Annotated in this window: 18 protein-coding genes and 1 other annotated feature; all 18 genes read left to right on the top strand. The window is 47.5% G+C overall.

From position 1 onward, the window contains the following. Positions 1–879 precede the first annotated feature (879 nt). Positions 880–1,863, top strand: a complete 984-nt coding sequence (locus QYB97_RS22340) for a FecCD family ABC transporter permease (RefSeq protein WP_301168230.1) — start codon at positions 880–882, stop codon at positions 1,861–1,863. Continuing rightward, positions 1,864–2,880: a FecCD family ABC transporter permease gene (locus QYB97_RS22335; RefSeq protein WP_301168226.1), complete on the top strand. Its 1,017-nt coding sequence runs from the start codon at positions 1,864–1,866 to the stop codon at positions 2,878–2,880. A 22-nt stretch (positions 2,881–2,902) separates the two neighbouring features. After that, positions 2,903–3,805: an ABC transporter substrate-binding protein gene (locus QYB97_RS22330; RefSeq protein WP_301168225.1), complete on the top strand. Its 903-nt coding sequence runs from the start codon at positions 2,903–2,905 to the stop codon at positions 3,803–3,805. A gap of 225 nt (positions 3,806–4,030) precedes the next feature. Then, positions 4,031–4,501, top strand: coding sequence for a CtsR family transcriptional regulator (locus tag QYB97_RS22325; RefSeq protein ID WP_301168224.1), 471 nt, complete (start codon positions 4,031–4,033; stop codon positions 4,499–4,501). Between the two features lie 37 nt (positions 4,502–4,538). Then, the gene (gene mcsA, locus QYB97_RS22320) at positions 4,539–5,075 is read left to right on the top strand and encodes a protein-arginine kinase activator protein McsA (protein WP_301168223.1); all 537 of its coding nucleotides are present in this window, start codon (positions 4,539–4,541) and stop codon (positions 5,073–5,075) included. Between the two features lie 3 nt (positions 5,076–5,078). Further along, positions 5,079–6,146, top strand: coding sequence for a protein-arginine kinase McsB (gene mcsB, locus QYB97_RS22315; RefSeq protein ID WP_301168222.1), 1,068 nt, complete (start codon positions 5,079–5,081; stop codon positions 6,144–6,146). A 25-nt stretch (positions 6,147–6,171) separates the two neighbouring features. After that, complete coding sequence (gene clpC / locus QYB97_RS22310; RefSeq protein ID WP_301168221.1) at positions 6,172–8,610, top strand: ATP-dependent protease ATP-binding subunit ClpC; 2,439 nt, start codon at positions 6,172–6,174, stop codon at positions 8,608–8,610. Between the two features lie 185 nt (positions 8,611–8,795). Then, positions 8,796–10,172: a DNA repair protein RadA gene (radA, locus tag QYB97_RS22305; protein ID WP_301168220.1), complete on the top strand. Its 1,377-nt coding sequence runs from the start codon at positions 8,796–8,798 to the stop codon at positions 10,170–10,172. Between the two features lie 3 nt (positions 10,173–10,175). Further along, the gene (gene disA, locus QYB97_RS22300) at positions 10,176–11,249 is read left to right on the top strand and encodes a DNA integrity scanning diadenylate cyclase DisA (RefSeq protein WP_301168219.1); all 1,074 of its coding nucleotides are present in this window, start codon (positions 10,176–10,178) and stop codon (positions 11,247–11,249) included. A gap of 84 nt (positions 11,250–11,333) precedes the next feature. After that, a complete protein-coding gene (locus tag QYB97_RS22295) occupies positions 11,334–12,425 on the top strand; it encodes a PIN/TRAM domain-containing protein (RefSeq protein WP_301168218.1) in 1,092 nt (363 codons plus the stop codon). A 62-nt stretch (positions 12,426–12,487) separates the two neighbouring features. Beyond that, positions 12,488–13,201: a 2-C-methyl-D-erythritol 4-phosphate cytidylyltransferase gene (gene ispD, locus QYB97_RS22290; protein ID WP_301168217.1), complete on the top strand. Its 714-nt coding sequence runs from the start codon at positions 12,488–12,490 to the stop codon at positions 13,199–13,201. Beyond that, the gene (gene ispF, locus QYB97_RS22285) at positions 13,176–13,652 is read left to right on the top strand and encodes a 2-C-methyl-D-erythritol 2,4-cyclodiphosphate synthase (protein ID WP_301168216.1); all 477 of its coding nucleotides are present in this window, start codon (positions 13,176–13,178) and stop codon (positions 13,650–13,652) included. Before ispD ends, ispF begins: the two co-directional genes overlap by 26 nt. A 52-nt stretch (positions 13,653–13,704) precedes the next feature. Next, a complete protein-coding gene (gene gltX / locus QYB97_RS22280; protein WP_301168215.1) occupies positions 13,705–15,171 on the top strand; it encodes a glutamate--tRNA ligase in 1,467 nt (488 codons plus the stop codon). Positions 15,172–15,235: 64 nt separating this feature from the next. Then, positions 15,236–15,481: a binding site (T-box leader), on the top strand. A gap of 179 nt (positions 15,482–15,660) precedes the next feature. After that, positions 15,661–16,311 carry a serine O-acetyltransferase EpsC gene (epsC, locus tag QYB97_RS22275; protein WP_301168214.1) on the top strand — a complete coding sequence of 217 codons (651 nt, stop codon included), beginning with the start codon at positions 15,661–15,663 and terminating at the stop codon, positions 16,309–16,311. After that, positions 16,308–17,708: a cysteine--tRNA ligase gene (cysS, locus tag QYB97_RS22270; protein WP_301168213.1), complete on the top strand. Its 1,401-nt coding sequence runs from the start codon at positions 16,308–16,310 to the stop codon at positions 17,706–17,708. Before epsC ends, cysS begins: the two co-directional genes overlap by 4 nt. After that, positions 17,709–18,134 carry a Mini-ribonuclease 3 gene (locus tag QYB97_RS22265; protein ID WP_301168212.1) on the top strand — a complete coding sequence of 142 codons (426 nt, stop codon included), beginning with the start codon at positions 17,709–17,711 and terminating at the stop codon, positions 18,132–18,134. Further along, positions 18,131–18,877, top strand: a complete 747-nt coding sequence (rlmB, locus tag QYB97_RS22260) for a 23S rRNA (guanosine(2251)-2'-O)-methyltransferase RlmB (RefSeq protein ID WP_301168211.1) — start codon at positions 18,131–18,133, stop codon at positions 18,875–18,877. The genes QYB97_RS22265 and rlmB overlap by 4 nt, the downstream gene beginning before the upstream one ends. Continuing rightward, positions 18,877–19,386, top strand: a complete 510-nt coding sequence (locus QYB97_RS22255) for an NYN domain-containing protein (protein ID WP_301168210.1) — start codon at positions 18,877–18,879, stop codon at positions 19,384–19,386. Before rlmB ends, QYB97_RS22255 begins: the two co-directional genes overlap by 1 nt. Positions 19,387–19,418 lie beyond the last annotated feature (32 nt).

Below are 19,418 nucleotides of genomic sequence, written 5' to 3'. Positions count from 1 at the left end.
GAAAGCACTGCTGAGAAATTAGCGGTGCTTTTTTTTGTTTGTCGAAAGATGAAAATGACGTGATCTGCAAGTAAATCGTGTCGAATCGCAAGTAATGGAGGCAACATCGCAAGTATTCGTTGTCGAACCGCAAGTATTCAAGCCTGTACCGCAACTAAACGGTGTCGAACCGCAAGTAGCGCAGCGCCAGGGGGACAAACAGTGCCCTAAAGCCCTGAATCATCCCACATTCTCAGCACCGGCCACAACAAAAACCCCTAATTAGTCCTTTTCCTCTTCGCAAAACCCAAAAAAACGCATCTTAAGAACACTAACTTGTCCTTTTTCTCAATTCTAAATTTCTGGATGCTTTTTTTGTTTTGGATAAAGCTGAAAATGAGGTGCTACGCAACTAAATCGTGTCGATCCGCAACTAAATCAAGGAAACGCGCAACTAAACAAGCGATTGCCGCAACTAAACGGTGTCGAACCGCAACTAACGCAGCGCCAGAGAGATCAAAAAGGCCCCGAAGAACCGAATCAGCCCGCATAGCCATCTCCAGCCACACCAAAAACCCCCTAATTAGTTCTTTTTCTCTCCAATAAACCCGAAAATTCATCCTGAAAACCTTCAATTAGTCCTCTTTCTATTTAAAACGCAATCAAAAATCAAACTCCTCACTTCACTTTCTTCATTAACTAATCCGAAGAGAGTGTTGATAATTCCTCTGTTCATCGATATAATGTTCATATGTTTTTAAATGAAAATGATTATCAATAAAGATGTCAAATGCCTCGTGGCAGTTACATAAGGTTTACCCTGATGCTTGGGGCCCAAAGGGTGAGTTCATGTTTAATACTTCTTCTCCAAAAGAACGTGGAAGAAATCCAAAAGTTTATATGTTGGTATGTTTATTTTTATTGGCGTTTGCGGGGCTTGCGGCATGCATGTTTTTGGCCATTACGTTTGGGGCAAAAGAGCTGTCGCTGGCTGCAGTCTGGTCAGCTGTCTTTCATTATGATTCTGCGGTTACTTCCCAGCAGGTTATTCATGAGCTGCGGCTTCCACGGGTGATCGGGGCAGCGGTTGTAGGAGCTGCTTTTGCTGTGGCGGGTGCACTTATGCAGGGAATTACACGGAACCCTTTGGCGGACGCAGGCATTTTAGGGATTAATGGCGGCTCTATGCTGATCGTTGCACTGTGCTTTGCCTTTTTCCCTCATCTGCCGTATTCGCTCCTGATGCTTTTTTCGTTTATTGGAGCTGTTCTTAGCACTTTATTTATTTTTTTGCTCGGCTCTATGTCTCCCGGGGGCTTGTCTCCGCTGAGGCTTACCGTATCTGGGGCCGTGATTGCCGCTCTTTTGCATTCACTGACTTCGGGTGTAGCGATCTATTTTGATTTGAGCCAGGATCTCGCTTTCTGGTATGCCGGGGGTGTAGCCGGCATCAAGTGGCAATATTTGCGTATTCTTGTTCCGGTTCTTTTAACAGCTATTTTATGTAGCATGTTATTGGGAAGGTCCGTATCACTTATAGCACTGGGTGATGATATTGCTGCGAATCTTGGGGTGAATATGAAACGGATTAAGGTTATCGGCATGGCCCTTGCGGTTGTTTTAGCCGGTGTTTCGGTTTCCTCTGTTGGGTCTATCGCTTTTGTGGGTCTGGTGATTCCTCATATCGCCAGGAAACTGGTGGGGGCAACGTACCAGCTTATCATTCCCATGTCGGCTTTGCTGGGGGCGGTTCTTTTAACACTGGCTGATTTGGGGGCAAGGACGGTTGATCCGCCCCGCGAGCTCGCCATTGGTATTATGGTTGCCATGATCGGGGTTCCTTTCTTCCTTTATACAGCCCGCAAAGTTGGGAGTGAGTTATAAATGAAGAAAGCTATGTCCCCTGATGCCAGGAGAGCTTCTGGTGTTTTCACACTTTTTGTATTGATCAGCATCGCTGCCATATTAATCAGCTTGAATACCGGTACATTGCCGATCCCGCCATTGAAAGTCATTCAGACCTTCTTTGGATACGGTGATTTCACCAGTACAACCGTTTTATTTGATTACCGGCTGCCTCGCATTTTGATTACCATGCTCGCTGGTATTGGGTTAGGTATATCGGGATCCATTCTCCAGGGATTGTCCCGCAACCCGCTGGCTGATCCGGGAATTTTGGGACTGCATGCGGGAGCAGCTTTTGGCTTGATTGTGTATGTTACCTATTTTCATTCGTTAAATGAGAAAGCCTCACTTTTTATTCCGTTGTTCACCTTTGGCGGCGGAGTGGCAGCTGCTTTTTTTATTGTCCTGTTGGCGCATGATAAGTTTAAAGGGATAATGCCTATTCGGTTAATACTGGTTGGGATCGCCATTTCTGCAGGTTTTGGCGCAGTGACACTTTTTTTGTCTCTTCGTTTGAATGAGGATACCTATCTGTTTGCTTCAAGATGGCTGGTCGGCAATGTGTGGGGAAGGGACTGGATTCATGTCGTGTCCCTTTTGCCATGGATCTTTATTTTAGGTCCATATGCATGGCTGCAGTCCAAGACGCTCAACGTACTGTCTCTTGGTGATTCGGTCGCAACCGGACTGGGGGCTGCCGTCCAGAAAAGGCGGCTGCTGTTGCTGGGTACCGCTGTAGGTTTGTCCTGTGCGAGTGTTTCAGTGGCAGGCAGCATTGGCTTTCTGGGATTGGTTGCTCCCCATCTTGCCCGGCGGCTGGTTGGACCCATGTATCAGTATTTCCTTCCTTTATCGGGACTGATTGGCCTTGTGATTTTAGTGCTGGCGGATACGATTGGACGTGCGGTATTCGCTCCCAATTCCATTCCTGCCGGTGTAGTAGTGGCCGCTATTGGAGCGCCCTATTTTCTGTATTTGCTTGCCAGAACAAAATAGATTTTAATTGAGGAGTTTGAAAATGAAAACGAAATTTGGAATTATCCTGAGTATCGTGCTGCTTCTTGTATTATCCGCGTGTGGACCAGCCAGTCCCAAGGAAAGAAAGAGCGAAGAAAAAAACGGGAATCAAAAAATCGCTTCCTTGTCCATACACTTGACCAATGACCTCCTGGCGCTCGGCATAACACCTGCCGGTTCGGTGGTCGGAGGGGGATTAAAGGACTTTCTTCCTCACGTGAAAGATCAGTTGAAAAACACAAAAAAACTGGGGCCGGCTGCTGATCCTGATATGGAAGCACTGCTTGCTTTAAAGCCTTCAGCGATTTATATGGACGAAGAATATGGTGGAAAAGATCTCGGCAAGTTCAAAAAAATTGCGCCTGTTCATGTGTTTGATCTTGATGAAGGAACATGGAGAGACCACTTGAAAAAAATAGGGAAACTTGTTAATCGGGACAAACAGGCAAAAGAGTTTGTTGAAGATTATGATAAAGAAACGAAAGAAGTAAAAGGCTTAATACAACATGAATTAGGCAAAAACAGCAAAGCGATGGCGATTCGTGTAACCGCCAAGGAACTTCGTGTGTTTGGTACCGCCCGCCCGATGGGACCGATTCTGTTTGACGATCTGGGCTTTACTCCTGCAAATGGGGTTAAAAAAGTGGATGCCAACCAGCCATATCAAGTGATCTCCCAGGAGGTCCTGCCTGACTTTGATGCGGATGCGATTTTTGTCGTAGTGAATCAGGATGACCAATCAAAAACCGCCTTTAAGCAAATGGAGAACTCATCCATCTGGAAAGGGTTAAAAGCGGTAAAAAACAAGCATGTGTATGTGGTCCCTGATCAGCCATGGCTTGATTATTCGGCCCTTGGTAACAAGATGGCGATGGACCAGGCGGAAAAAATGTTTTCCAAATAACATATTGGTTTTTAGAAGAAGTCCCGGCGATATTTTCGAGGGGCTTCTTTTTTAAATCTCTGAAAAGGAACGATTAACAGGAAAAATATCGGGTAATACTGTGAGAGAAATACCTTGTTCCCCAATGAGGCAGAAAGTATTCATTAGTTGCATAAAACCTGGGAAACGGACTATAATATATACATATAGTCAAAGATAGTCAAAGTCAGAGGGGAGGGGAGCAGGTTGAAAAATATCTCGGACATTATTGAAGCATATTTGAAGCAGGTCATCGCAGGTTCGAATGACAAATTTATTGAAATCAAGCGCACGGATATTGCTGAAAAATTCCAGTGTGTCCCTTCCCAAATCAACTATGTTATTAATACACGATTCACCGTGGAAAAAGGATTCGTTGTGGAAAGCAAGCGGGGAGGCGGGGGATACATCCGCATTATTAAGGTGAAAACGGAAAATTATGTCCATCTGATTGACCAGCTGCTGCTTTTGATCAATGACCGCATTTCACAGGGAAGCGCCGAAAATGTGGTGCTGCGGCTGCTGGATGAACAGATCATCTCCGAGCGCGAGGCGAGAATTATGCTGAGCGTCATTGACCGCACTGTTCTTCAAGTGTTAGACCTTCCTGAGCGTGATCAATTGAGAGCCGAATTATTAAAAGGCATGATTCGGACGTTAAAATTTAGAACCAGATAACGTTGTATCACATTTATTAATAGGGGAGGAGTATAAAATGTTTTGCCAGGAATGCCATGAACGGCCTGCCACTTTGCACTTTACAAAGATTGTAAACGGCCAGAAAACAGAATTTCATATTTGTGAGCATTGTGCAAAAGAAAAAGGAGAATTCCTTCCGGGGTCGAATACATTCTCTATTCATCAGCTGCTTTCCGGACTTCTTTATGGAGATCCGGCGATATCGGGAACAGCTTCTCCGGGACTTTCTCAGCAATCAGTTCTGGCGTGCCCGAAATGCGGCATGACATATCAGCAGTTTGCCAAGATTGGCCGTTTTGGATGCAGTCATTGCTATGAAGTATTTGACTCCAAGCTTGATCCAATATTAAAGCGGGTGCACGGAGGAAATACAAAGCATGAGGGCAAAATTCCAAAGCGGATTGGCAGCGGACTCCAGGAAAAACGGGAATTGGAATCGCTAAAGAAATCAATGCAGCAGTATATCCTGAATGAGGAATTTGAAAAGGCTGCTGAAACCCGGGATAAAATCCGGCTTTTAGAAAAGCAAAAGCATCAGGAAAAGGGGGAATAGAGCATGTCACTTGAACATTTTATAAGTGAGGCTATCAGTCCCTGGATGAAGAAAGAAGGACCTGACTCCGATATTGTGTTAAGCAGCAGGATCCGACTGGCCCGAAATCTGGAAAATTACAATTTCCCCGACTTTGCCTCCAGAGAAGAATCTGAAACCGTGATTCGTAAACTGCATGAAGCAAATGGGGATCAGGAGTACGGAAATTGGGGCAAGTTTGAAATTCTTTCACTGGATCAGCTAAAACCCCTGGCAAAAAGGGTATTGGTAGAAAAGCACCTTATCAGTCCTCATCTTGCTGAACAGTCTAAATATGGAGCGGTCATGCTGAATGCGGATGAATCCGTCAGCATTATGATCAACGAAGAAGATCATTTGCGGATTCAGTGCCTGTTTGCAGGCTTCCAGCTGAAAGAAGCGCTGAAGCTTGCAGGGGAACTGGATGACTGGCTTGAAGAAAAAGTAGATTATGCGTTCGATGAAGAAAGAGGCTACCTAACAAGCTGTCCGACCAATGTCGGAACAGGGCTTAGAGCTTCTGTTATGATGCATCTTCCCGCTTTGGTTCTAACCAAACAAATTAGCCGCATTATTCCGGCCATCAACCAGCTGGGGCTGGTGGTGAGAGGAATATACGGAGAGGGAACAGAAGCTCAGGGAAATGTATTCCAAATTTCCAATCAGATCACACTGGGGAAATCGGAAGAAGATATCGTTGAAGATTTGCGTGGCGTTGTCCTGCAACTGATCCAGCAGGAAAGGGCTGCGCGAAACAACCTGCAGCAAGGGTTGAAAATTCAATTGGAAGACCGTATCTTCAGGTCATATGGCGTGTTGGCCAACAGCCGGATCATCCAGTCCAAGGAAGCGGCACAGTGCCTTTCCGATGTAAGACTGGGAATAGATCTGGGAGTGATCCAGGGGATTTCCCGATCGATATTAAATGAATTAATGATACTTACACAACCGGGCTTTTTACAGCAATATGCCAATGAAATGCTGAATCCCGATGAGCGTGATATCCTGAGGGCCACGCTGATCCGGGAAAGAGTCGAACTTGAAGAAGCTTAAAATCCGAATGGGAGTGTGAATGATTATGATGTTTGGTCGATTTACAGAACGAGCTCAAAAAGTACTTGCGCTGGCACAGGAAGAAGCCATTCGCCTTGGCCATAATAATGTTGGAACGGAGCATATTCTGCTTGGCTTAATCCGCGAAGGAGAAGGAATTGCGGCTAAAGCGCTCCATGTTCTCGGACTCGGTCCGGAGAAGATCCAAAAAGAAGTGGAAACACTGATTGGACGCGGTCAGGAATCCGTGCAAACCATTCATTACACTCCACGGGCGAAAAAGGTTATTGAGCTGTCAATGGATGAAGCAAGAAAGCTCGGACACTCATACGTGGGAACAGAGCATATCCTTCTTGGCTTAATTCGTGAGGGAGAAGGGGTAGCTGCCCGTGTGCTGAACAACTTGGGCGTCAGCCTCAACAAGGCCCGCCAGCAGGTTCTTCAGCTGCTCGGAAGCAATGAAGCATCCTCCAACCACAGAGGGGCTTCCACCAATGCCAATACACCGACGCTTGACAGTCTTGCCAGAGATTTAACCGCCATCGCCAAGGATGGCAGCCTCGACCCGGTTATTGGCAGAGCGAAGGAAATCCAAAGGGTTATTGAGGTGCTGAGCCGCAGAACGAAAAACAACCCGGTTCTGATTGGTGAGCCAGGGGTAGGTAAAACGGCGATCGCCGAAGGTCTTGCACAGCAGATTATCAACAACGAGGTACCTGAAACCCTTCGCGATAAAAGAGTTATGACATTGGATATGGGAACCGTGGTTGCGGGAACAAAATACCGCGGTGAATTTGAAGACCGGCTGAAGAAAGTGATGGATGAAATCCGCCAGGCCGGGAATATTATTCTTTTCATTGATGAGCTTCATACCCTGATTGGAGCAGGCGGAGCAGAAGGCGCCATTGATGCTTCCAACATCTTAAAGCCTGCGCTAGCACGCGGTGAACTTCAGTGTATTGGTGCCACCACGCTTGATGAGTACCGCAAATACATTGAGAAGGATGCAGCCCTTGAACGCCGCTTCCAGCCGATTACGGTTAATGAGCCGACAAAAGACGAGAGCACACAGATTCTCCAGGGTCTTCGTGACCGCTATGAAGCCCATCACCGTGTAACCATTACGGATGATGCCATCGAAGCAGCGGTTACCTTGTCCGACCGTTACATTTCTGACCGCTTCCTTCCGGATAAAGCGATCGATTTGATTGACGAGGCCGCATCCAAAGTGAGACTTCGTTCGTATACAGCGCCGCCAAACCTGAAAGAGCTTGAACTTAAGCTTGAAGAGGTGCGCAAGGAAAAAGACGCAGCGGTTCAAAGCCAGGAATTCGAAAAAGCGGCGTCCCTCCGCGATACGGAGCAGCGTTTGCGCGAAGAGCTGGAGAAAACCAAAAATGTATGGAAAGAAAAGCAGGGCCAGGAAAATACCGAAGTGACTCCGGAAGACATCGCCCAGGTGGTGTCCAGCTGGACGGGAGTACCGGTTTCCAAACTGGCTGAAGAAGAAACTGAGCGTCTGTTGAAATTGGAGGAAATCCTTCATAACCGGGTGATCGGGCAGCACGAAGCCGTTCAGTCGATTTCAAAAGCCATCCGCCGTGCGCGTGCCGGACTAAAAGATCCTAAGCGTCCGATCGGTTCATTCATTTTCCTTGGACCAACTGGTGTCGGTAAGACGGAATTGGCCCGTGCCGTGGCAGAGTCCCTGTTCGGTGATGAAGATGCGATTATCCGCATCGACATGTCTGAATATATGGAGAAACACACGACTTCCCGATTGGTTGGTTCACCTCCGGGATATGTCGGACACGAGGAAGGCGGACAGCTGACTGAAAAAGTCCGCCGCAAGCCTTACTCTGTTATCCTGCTTGATGAAATCGAAAAAGCGCATCCTGAGGTATTCAACATTTTGCTTCAAGTGCTTGAAGATGGCCGCCTAACCGACTCAAAAGGCCGTACCGTCGACTTCCGCAACACAGTCGTCATCATGACGTCCAATGTGGGTGCGAGCACGCTCAAGCGAAACAGCTCACTCGGATTCACTGTTCATACGGAAGACCAGCAATACAATGACATGAAAACGAAAGTAATGGCTGAGCTGAAAAAAGCGTTCCGTCCAGAGTTCCTGAACCGTATCGATGAGATCATCGTGTTCCATTCCCTTGAGAAAACACATCTCAAGCAGATTGTTACACTGATGGCAGATTCGTTAATCAAGCGGCTCAGGGATCAGGGCATCGAAATCGAGCTTACCGATGCTGCACTGGATAAGATTACGGAGGAAGGCTACGATCCGGACTATGGAGCACGTCCATTGCGCCGCGCCTTACAGCGTAAAATTGAAGACCGCTTATCTGAGGAACTGCTAAGAGGAAACATCAGCAAAGGCAACACGGTTAAAATCGACATCGACAATAATGACTTTGTTGTAGAGACCGTCGGAGCTTCTTCACAGTCATAAGCCGTTAACAGAACCCGGAAGACACATGTCTTCCGGGTTTTTTGTCCATCTGTTACCGATTTGTCAGAATTCCAAATGCCCCCAATGGAAAGAGAGGTATGATGTTTGCTAAAATAAAGACATAGAGATAAAAAGAAAGAATCGTTTGCTGTCAAATACGGCAGTTGAACATAGAGGAGAACGTAATGGCCAAAAGCAAATCTGTTTTTATGTGCCAGGAATGTGGTTATGAATCACCTAAATGGATGGGGAAATGCCCGGGCTGCCACCAATGGAACACCATGGTGGAAGAAGTCATCAAGAAAGACACTCCAACCAGGGGATTATCGACCTCTTCCGCTTCCGGCACACAGCAAAAGCCTCAATCCATCGTTTCTGTAAAAAGTGAGCAGGAGCCGCGGATCAATACACATACAATGGAGCTGAACCGTGTACTCGGAGGCGGCATTGTACCGGGCTCACTCGTATTGGTGGGAGGCGACCCCGGTATCGGAAAGTCTACACTTCTGCTGCAGACTTCTGCAAAATTGGCAGATCACGGGCAAAAGGTGCTGTATATTTCGGGAGAGGAATCCGTCAAGCAGACGAAGCTTCGTTCGGACCGCCTGAACATCGCGGCCCAAGAACTGTTTGTTTTGGCAGAGACGGACCTGGATCTTATTGAAAAAGCGGTGACCGAAATTAATCCGTCGGTCGTCATCATTGACTCGATCCAGACGGTTTACCGTCCCGAAGTGACAAGCGCTCCGGGAAGTGTCTCACAGGTAAGAGAGTGTACTTCGCATTTTATGCGGATTGCCAAAACAAAAGGCATCGCCATTTTTATCGTGGGCCATGTTACAAAAGAAGGCGCGATTGCCGGTCCGAGGATGCTTGAGCATATGGTGGATGCTGTGCTTTACTTTGAAGGAGAGCGCCATCATACGTACCGTATTCTACGGGCGGTTAAAAACCGTTTCGGCTCAACCAATGAAATCGGCGTATTTGAAATGAAGGAGCTGGGCCTTGCAGAGGTGCTCAATCCGTCGGAAATATTCCTGGAGGAGCGTTCCAAAGGTGTAGCCGGATCAACTGTTGTGGCCTCATTAGAAGGAACCAGGCCCATGCTTGTAGAAATACAGGCATTAGTATCTCCTACAAGTTTTGGAAATCCAAGAAGGATGGCTACCGGCATTGATCATAACCGGGTTTCACTCTTGATGGCAGTCCTTGAAAAAAGGGTTGGACTTCTGCTTCAAAATCAGGACGCCTACTTGAATGTTGCAGGCGGGGTACGGCTGGATGAGCCGGCTGTAGACCTTTCCGTGGCTGTCAGCATCGCTTCAAGCTTTCGCGATGCGCCGACACGTCCGACCGATGTGATCATTGGCGAAGTCGGATTAACAGGCGAGGTCAGGCGGGTATCGAGGATTGACCAGCGAATCCATGAAGCAGCCAAGCTTGGCTTTGAGAGGGCCATCATTCCGGATAAAAACCTTGGGGGCTGGACGATCCCTAAAGGAATTAAAGTTATCGGTGTATCTACTGTCGAAGAGACATTGCACCATACTTTGGGAGGATAACGTATGGATCATATTTTAAAAGAAGCAATCATCAGCAACATGCTGCAGCTTGTTGCGCCAGGAACGCCCCTCAGAGAGGGTATAGACAATGTGCTCCGTGCAAACACCGGCGGCCTTATCGTTGTCGGCTATAATGATAAAGTCACACAGCTCGTTGACGGGGGATTCTCCATCAACTGTAAATACTCGCCGGCTTCACTCTACGAGCTGGCAAAAATGGATGGAGCGATCATCTTGAGCGAGGATGCGTCACGCATCCTGTATGCCAATACACAGCTCGTACCGGATACCTCCATCCCTTCAACAGAAACGGGAATCCGTCACAGGACGGCTGAGCGGGTGGCGCGCCAGACCGGAAACCTTGTCATATCCATTTCACAGCGCCGGAACGTCATCACGCTGTATCAGGGCGTGATCCGCTACTCGCTGAAAGATATTGGTGTTATTTTAACGAAGGCCAATCAGGCCATCCAGACCCTTGAAAAGTACAAGGTCGTCTTTGACCAGAGCGTTACCAACCTCGGTGCCCTTGAATTTGAGGAACTGGTAACATTCCAGGAAGTATCCCAGGTCATTCATCGCATTGAAATGGTTCTAAGAATAAAGAATGAAATCATAAAATATGTTAATGAGTTAGGCGTAGAGGGAAGATTAATACGTATGCAGATGGAAGAACTTGTCGCTAACATAGAAGATGAGGCGGTTCTTTTGATCAAGGATTACGTAAAAGACAGAAAGCATGATCCGGCCCATATCCTGCGGCAGCTGAAGAAGCTGTCGAGCGATGAACTGTTTGACGAGAATGTCATCGTTAAGCTGCTGGGGCATTCGCCTTCATCCAACGTGCAGGAGGAAACGGTTCATCCGCGCGGATACAGAATACTTTCAAAGATTCCGAGACTTCCTACCCTGATTGTAGAAAATTTGATTGGCACGTTCGACAGTCTTCCCAGCATTCTCCGGGCTTCCATCAAGGAGCTGGATGAAGTGGAAGGCATCGGGGAAATCCGGGCCAAAAAAATCAAGGAAGGCTTGAAACGGATTCAGGAACAGCTTTTTGTAGACAGGCATATTTAAATGACGAAAATTTTATGGAAATTCTCACATGAACATGTTTCAAAACAGACTTTCTGTAAATAATGGTTAAGGGAGGTGAAGTGCATGCTAAAAAGATTTGTACAGCTGTTTTTTGTTGTTGTCGGCGGCATGCTTGGTTTTATCTATGTCCCTGACGTGATCCGTATACTCAATCTGGGTGATTTGCCCAGTGAATTAACGTCTTCTTATGCGGGAGCGGTTTTGGGGGCACTTATATTCTTTTTATCTACCTTTTGGGTAACAGATTACATCGTGGGGCTGATTCGTTGGGTGGAAGAAACCGTCGTTAAAGCACCGGTCACGGATGTACTCTTTGGAACAATCGGACTTATTTTTGGACTTATAGTAGCATTTTTTGTGCAGCTTCCGCTTAATAACATCAATGTCGTAGTCTTCAGTTCTATTCTTCCTATTTTTCTTACCCTTTTGCTCGGGTACCTCGGGTTTCAGGTGGGCTTTAAAAAGCGAGATGAGTTAATCGCTCTTTTTTCCATTAACCGGGCCGGCAAAGAACGTAAAAAGGATGCTGAGGAAGAGAAGCTGAAAGGAAAATACAAAATCCTCGATACCAGTGTCATCATTGACGGCAGGGTAGCGGATATTTGCCAGACCGGCTTTTTGGAAGGTCCGCTGATTATTCCCCGCTTTGTGCTTGAAGAGCTTCAGCACATTGCCGATTCCTCCGATGTCCTGAAACGGAACAGGGGCCGCCGCGGGCTGGATATTTTGAACCGCATCCAAAAAGAGCTTTCCATCAAGGTGGAAATATACGAAGGAGACTTTGAAGAGGTCAGCGAGGTTGACAGCAAATTGGTGAAGCTTGCCCAGCTGCTGTCCGGTGTTGTCGTGACCAATGATTTTAACCTGAACAAAGTCTGCGAGCTTCAAAATGTGTTAGTATTGAACATAAATGACCTTGCCAATGCAGTAAAACCTGTCGTTCTTCCAGGTGAGGAATTAATCGTTCAGGTCATTAAAGATGGCAAGGAGCACAACCAGGGAGTCGGCTATTTGGATGACGGCACCATGATCGTTGTCGAAGAAGGCAGAAACTATATCGGCAAGACCATTGACGTCTTGGTGACCAGCGTGCTGCAGACATCCGCCGGACGGATGATTTTTGCCAAGCCGAAGCTGCTGGAAAAAGCTTTATAACTACAAGCATACAGGGTAGCGGTTATTTCTCTGTACGCAGTCTAGAGTGGTGGAGAAGGTTGTTGAAGTATAGTATGGTAATCCCTGCAGCAGGACAGGGGAAAAGGATGAATGCAGGCAAGAACAAACAATGGATCGAACTGAAGGGAAAGCCTCTGATTGCCCATACTCTGTCTGTCTTCGAGGAAGACCCGTGGTGCCGTGAAATTATTCTCGTCGTCAACGAGGCGGAGAAGGAACAATTTCATGAGCTGATTGACCGCTTTTCTTTTCAAAAGGTCACCAAGGTTGTCCCTGGGGGAGCGGAGCGGCAGCACAGCGTATTTGCGGGACTGAAGGCGGTAGCAGAGACGGATCTTGCGTTGGTCCATGACGGTGCGCGTCCTTTTGTCCAGCGTGACAACATCCATGAACTCGTGGTAAAAGCAACTGAAACAGGAGCCGCTATTCTGGCGGTTCCGTTAAAAGATACGGTAAAAAAAGCAAAGGGCGAAACCGTGACGGAAACGGTAGACCGTGCGAGCTTGTGGGCTGTCCAAACACCACAAGCTTTTCGTCTGCCTGTCGTTTTACAGGCCCACCGGCAAGCGGCAGAGGCAGGCTATCTCGGCACCGATGACGCCAGCCTGGTGGAGCAGACAGGGTACCCGGTTTCCATCGTTGAGGGAGATTATTTAAATATCAAATTAACGACCGTTCACGATCTGATTTTTGCCAATGCCATTTTGGAACAAAGGGAGAGAGAAACATATGATTCGAGTGGGACAAGGCTATGATGTGCACCAGCTGGTGGAAGGGCGGCCGCTGATTATCGGGGGAATCACAATTCCTTACGAAAAAGGCCTGCTTGGACATTCTGATGCCGATGTGCTTTTGCATGCCGTGACGGATGCGTTGCTCGGTGCTGCAGGAGAAGGGGACATCGGCAAGCACTTTCCGGATACAGATGAGGCCTTTAAGGATGCCGATTCTAAAAAACTTCTTCAGGAATCCTGGGAGTTTGTGCAGAAAAAGGGATATGAACTTGGCAATGTGGATTGCACCATCATTGCCCAAAAGCCAAAAATGGCGCCATACATCGAGGAGATGCGCGGTGTCATTGCCGGCATTTTTGGAGCGGAAACCGACCAGATCAACGTAAAGGCGACGACCACCGAAAAGCTGGGCTTCGCAGGCCGCAGTGAGGGAATTGCCGCCAACGCAGTGATCCTGATTACAAAAAAGTAGACGAAAGTGTTACAATGGACGAAGCATAAAAATGAACGAGGTGGACGTTAAAATGTCAAACGACGTAAGGGTGCGGTATGCGCCAAGCCCAACAGGACATTTACATATAGGGAATGCAAGAACGGCGCTGTTTAATTATTTGTTTGCCCGCCATCATAACGGCAAACTCATCATCCGTATTGAAGATACAGACCAGAAGCGAAACATCCAGGGCGGCGTGGAAAGCCAGCTGACGTATTTAAAATGGCTCGGCATCGACTGGGATGAAAGCATTGATGTTGGCGGAGAGTACGGTCCATACACACAAATGGAGCGCCTCGACATCTATAAAGAGCATTATCAGGATCTGCTTGACCGCGGTCTTGCTTATCCATGCTACTGCACCGAGGAAGAACTTGAAGCTTCCCGTGAAGAGCAGGTGGCACGAAATGAAACGCCGCACTACTCCGGGAAATGCCGGCACCTGACCGACGGCGAGCGCAAGGCGCTTGAAGCGGAAGGACGTAAGCCGAGCGTTCGCTTTGCCGTGCCGGCTGATCACACCTATGCCTTTTCCGATATGGTAAAAGGAGATGTATCGTTCGACTCCAATGGGATTGGCGATTACGTCATTGTGAAAAAAGATGGCATCCCAACGTACAACTTTGCGGTAGCCGTCGATGATCACTTGATGGAGATTTCGCATGTGCTGCGCGGGGATGATCATATCTCCAACACGCCAAAACAGCTGATGATCTATGAAGCATTCGGCTGGGAACCGCCGGTGTTTGGCCACATGACGCTGATTTTTAACGAAAACCGCAAAAAGCTCAGCAAGCGCGACGAGTCGATCATCCAGTTTATTGAACAATATGAGCAGCTTGGCTACATTCCAGAAGCGCTGTTTAACTTCATTACGCTGCTTGGCTGGTCTCCGGTTGGAGAGGAAGAAATCTTTACGAAGGATGAGTTCATCGATATTTTTGATGCTTCCCGCCTTTCTAAAGCTCCGGCTATTTTCGATAAGCAAAAGCTGCTTTGGGTGAATAACCAGTACATGAAAAAACAAGACCTCGAAACGGTCATGGAGCTCACGCTTCCGCATCTGGTGGAAGCGGGACGCTTAAAAGAGGACATGTCAGCAGAGGAACGTGAATGGGCAGCCAAGCTTGTGGCTCTTTACCAGGAAAAACTCAGCTACGGTGCCGAAATCGTTGAACAGACTGACGTGTTTTTCAAAAAACAGATTGAGTATGAAGAAGAAGCGCTTGAAGTGCTGAAAGGCGAAACCGTTCCTGAAGTTGTTGCTTCCTTCAAAGGACATGTTGAAGCGATTACCGATTTCTCTCCGGAGGAAGTAAAGGCGGCAATTAAGGCAACCCAAAAGGAAACAAAGCAAAAAGGTAAAAATCTCTTTATGCCGATCCGCGTGGCCACAACAGGCCAAACGCACGGACCGGACCTTCCGCAGGCCATTTCCTTGTTTGGAAAAGAAGAGATTTTGAAGCGCCTGGATCACACCGCATCGCGCCTCGTTTAAATTTATAGGCAATATTAGTTAACATTTCGCACGCAATGTAATATATTAAAAGAAATTAATTACAACAACAGCAAGGATGAGGAGAGTAGGTTTCTCATTTTCATACCAGAGAGGACCACCCTGGCTGAAAGTGGTTTATGAAAAAGGAAACTGAAGTGCACCTCGGAGCCTTTTATCGAAACATACAGTAGATAAAAGCGGCCCTCCACGTTACGGAGTATAAGGGAAGAGCAAAAATACCGAATTTCTTCGTTGTTTTTCGTATTTTTGCTGTTAAACAGAGTGGAACCGCGCCAAAAGCGTCTCTGTGCATACGCACAGGGCGCTTTTTTTAATGCCCAAGCATTGCTGGGCAGGGTTTACAAGCGGAAATGAAGATTTACCGGCGGGAATTGAGAATTTACCGGCCAAAATGGAGGATTTACCCGCCGAAATCGAACATTTACCCGCCAAAACAGGATTATGGTTAACTACCAGGGGGGGATTTCCATGTGGAAGCGCATGAGGGAGGATATACAGGCAGTTTTTGATAATGATCCGGCGGCACGCAGCAAGCTGGAGGTCATTTTAACGTATTCGGGCGTGCATGCGGTGTGGGCCCACCGGGTGGCTCACAAGCTGTTCAGGAACAATTTCTTGTTTCTCGCGCGTGTGGTTTCACAGATCAGCCGCTTTTTTACAGGGATTGAAATTCATCCGGGGGCGCAGATCGGGCGCCGGTTATTTATAGATCATGGGATGGGAGTCGTTATTGGGGAAACCTGTATTATCGGCAACAATGTTACCTTGTATCAAGGAGTAACACTTGGTGGTACTGGTAAGGAAAAAGGAAAACGGCATCCAACGCTTGAAGACCACACCCTGGTTGCTTCGGGCGCCAAAGTATTGGGATCCATCACAATTGGGAAACATTCTAAGATAGGGGCCGGTTCGGTTGTGCTTCGGGATGTGCCGCCGAACTCGACGGTAGTCGGGATTCCCGGGCGGGTCGTTGTCCAGGATGGCGTGAAAGTCGGCCAGGAGCTGGATCACTGCAACCTTCCGGATCCGGTGGCTGCCCAATTCCGCGAGCTGCAGGCGGAGATTGAACGACTGCAGGAAGATATGGAACGTTTACGAAAGGGAAGTGAAGTGCGATGAGCTTAGTTATTTATAATACGTTAACCCGTCAAAAAGAGGTATTCAAACCCCTTGAGGAAGGGAAAGTAAAAATGTATGTATGCGGACCGACCGTCTACAACTACATTCATATCGGAAATGCCCGTCCGGCTATCGTATTTGATACGGTACGCCGTTATCTTGAATACCGCGGCTATGATGTGAATTTTATTTCCAACTTTACTGATGTGGACGACAAACTCATCAGGGCGGCAAAAGAGCTCGGCACGGATGTTCCCACCGTAGCAGAACGTTTTATCCAGTCGTATCATGAGGATGTTTGCGCACTTGGTGTACAGGAAGCGGACTATCACCCGCGGGTAACCGAAACCATGCCGGAAATTATTGATTTTATCAGCAAGCTGGTTGAAAAAGGCTATGCCTATGAAGCAAAAGGCGATGTGTATTTTAAAACAAGGGCATTTGAGGGATACGGGAAGCTTTCCCATCAATCCATTGACGATCTCCGATCCGGGGCACGGATTGAAGTAGGCGACATCAAAAAGGATCCGCTTGATTTTGCACTTTGGAAATCGGCAAAAGAGGGAGAAATCTCCTGGGAGAGCCCATGGGGCAAAGGCCGTCCCGGCTGGCACATTGAGTGCTCGGCCATGGCGAAAAAGTACCTTGGAGACTCCATTGATATTCATGGAGGAGGACAGGACTTGACGTTCCCTCACCACGAGAATGAAATTGCCCAGTCAGAAGCATTAAACGAAGCTCCAATGGCAAAATATTGGATGCATAACGGGTATATTAATATTAATAACGAAAAGATGTCCAAATCACTCGGGAACTTTGTGCTTGTTCACGATATGATGAAAGAGTTCGATCCGCAGGTCATCCGCTTTTTCATGATGGCCGTTCATTACCGCAACCCGATTAATTTCAGTAATGAATTGCTTGAAAGCGCACATGTCAGCTTGAACCGGATCCGGACGGCTTACGGAAATCTCAAGCACCGTCTGGAAGTCAGTGCCGATCTTGCTTCTGACAGCGATCAATGGAACGAAAAAATAGAGCAATTCAAACAAAGCTTCACCACTGCAATGGATGATGACTTCAATACCGCAAATGCGATCGCCGTTCTGTTTGATATGGCAAGAGAGGCAAATGTCTACCTGCAGTCGGAAAATACTTCAACAGCGGTGCTTGCCAAATTCATCGGTCTTTTCGAAGAGCTGGCCGGTGTGCTCGGCCTGACGATGACAGAAGAGAAAGAGCTGCTGGATGAAGACATTGAAGCACTGATTGAAGAGCGGAACACAGCAAGGAAGGAACGGAATTTCGCTCGTGCGGATGAAATTCGTGACCAGCTGCGTGACATGAATATTGTTTTGGAAGATACGCCTCAGGGTGTTCGCTGGAAGAGGCAGTAAATGAGCAGACAAATCACTGATGCTGATGTTAAACAATTAAATGGAATGACCCTTGCGTATATGGGAGATGCCGTGCTGGAGAATTTTGTGCGGCATCACCTCATTCACTCAGGGCAGGTAAAACCGAACAAGCTTCATACCCTTGCCACCAAATATGTTTCCGCAAAAGCGCAGGCGTCGGTGGTTATACGGCTGCTTGAAGAGGGCTTTTTTGACGAAGAGGAAACCGCGGTAATCATGCGGGGCAGAAACGCAAACCAGGGCTCAGTCCCCAAGAACACTGATGTCCAAACGTACCGGTACGGGACAGGCTTTGAAGCAATTATTGGCTATCACTATCTTCTGGGCCGCCAGGAGCGGCTGGATATGATTTTTGAAAAAGTAGTGTCTTTCGTTGAACAGGCGGAAGAGGGAGGAAAACAATGAGCGAAGAATTTATTATCGGAAGAAATCCTGTACTGGAAGTGCTCCGTGCAGGCAGAGATATCAATAAAATTTTTGTAGGTGAAGGCTCTCAAAAAGGGCCGGTAAGCCAGGTCGTCCACATGGCCAGGGAAAACAACGTGATCGTTCAGGTTGTTCCGAAAAAAAAGCTGGATTTGCTGAGTGATGGAGGAAACCATCAGGGTGTTATTGCAGCCGTCGCGGCCTATGAGTATTCAGAGATCGACGATTTATTTCAAAAGGCAGAAGAAAAGGGTGAAGATCCTTTTTTCATCATTCTTGATGAGATCGAGGATCCCCACAATCTTGGGTCGATCATGAGAACGGCTGACGCGGTCGGTGCCCATGGTGTTATTATTCCCAAGCGGCGGGCGGTAGGCCTTACAGCGGCTGTTGCCAAAGCGTCCACGGGAGCCATCGAATACATCCCGGTTGTCCGGGTAACCAATATTGTTCAAACGATGAAGGAATTGAAGGAGCGCGGCCTGTGGTTTGTGGGAGCTGATATGAAGGGGCAGGAAGACTACAGGGAAGCCAAGCTGGATTTGCCGATTGGCCTTGTCATTGGAAGTGAAGGCAAGGGAATGGGCCGCCTGGTAAAGGATACATGCGACTTTCTTGTACGGCTGCCGATGGAAGGGAAGGTTACTTCTCTTAATGCATCTGTGGCAGCAGGTCTGCTCTTATACGAGGTTTACCGCAAACGCCATCCGCAATCATCATAATGGAGAATATCCTGATCGTTGACGGATACAATGTGATTGGTGCCTGGCCGGAGCTGAGATCCCTGAAAGATTTGGATTTCGCGAAGGCCAGGGATATTCTCATTGAAAAAATGGCGGAATATCAGGCATTTACCGGCTACAGAGTGATCGTTGTTTTTGACGCCCACATGGTGCCCGGCATTGAAAAGAAATCGAAGAATTTTAAGGTCGAAGTCATTTTCACAAAAGAGAATGAAACGGCAGATGAACGGATTGAAAAACTGGCCTCAGAGTTTAAGAATGTGAATACCCGGATTTTCGTGGCGACTTCAGACTATACCGAACAATGGGTGGTTTTTGCCAAGGGAGCTCTTCGGAAGTCTTCAAGGGAATTGAAAATTGAAATGGAAGATATCGAGAGGCGGATTGACCGAAAAGTAAAGTCGGCCAAGGAACGCAACTTTTCGAGTATCTCTTTGTCTGAAGAAATCGCTGAAATATTCGAAAAATGGAGAAGAGGCCAAAAATAAACAATCTTGACGCTATTTCCTGTCATGCTGTA

The sequence above is a fragment of the Fictibacillus fluitans genome (assembly GCF_030418125.1).
Lineage (GTDB): Bacteria > Bacillota > Bacilli > Bacillales > Fictibacillaceae > Fictibacillus_C > Fictibacillus_C fluitans.
Note: the sequence above shows the minus strand (reverse complement) of the source record. Positions and strands in the feature narration are given on the sequence as shown.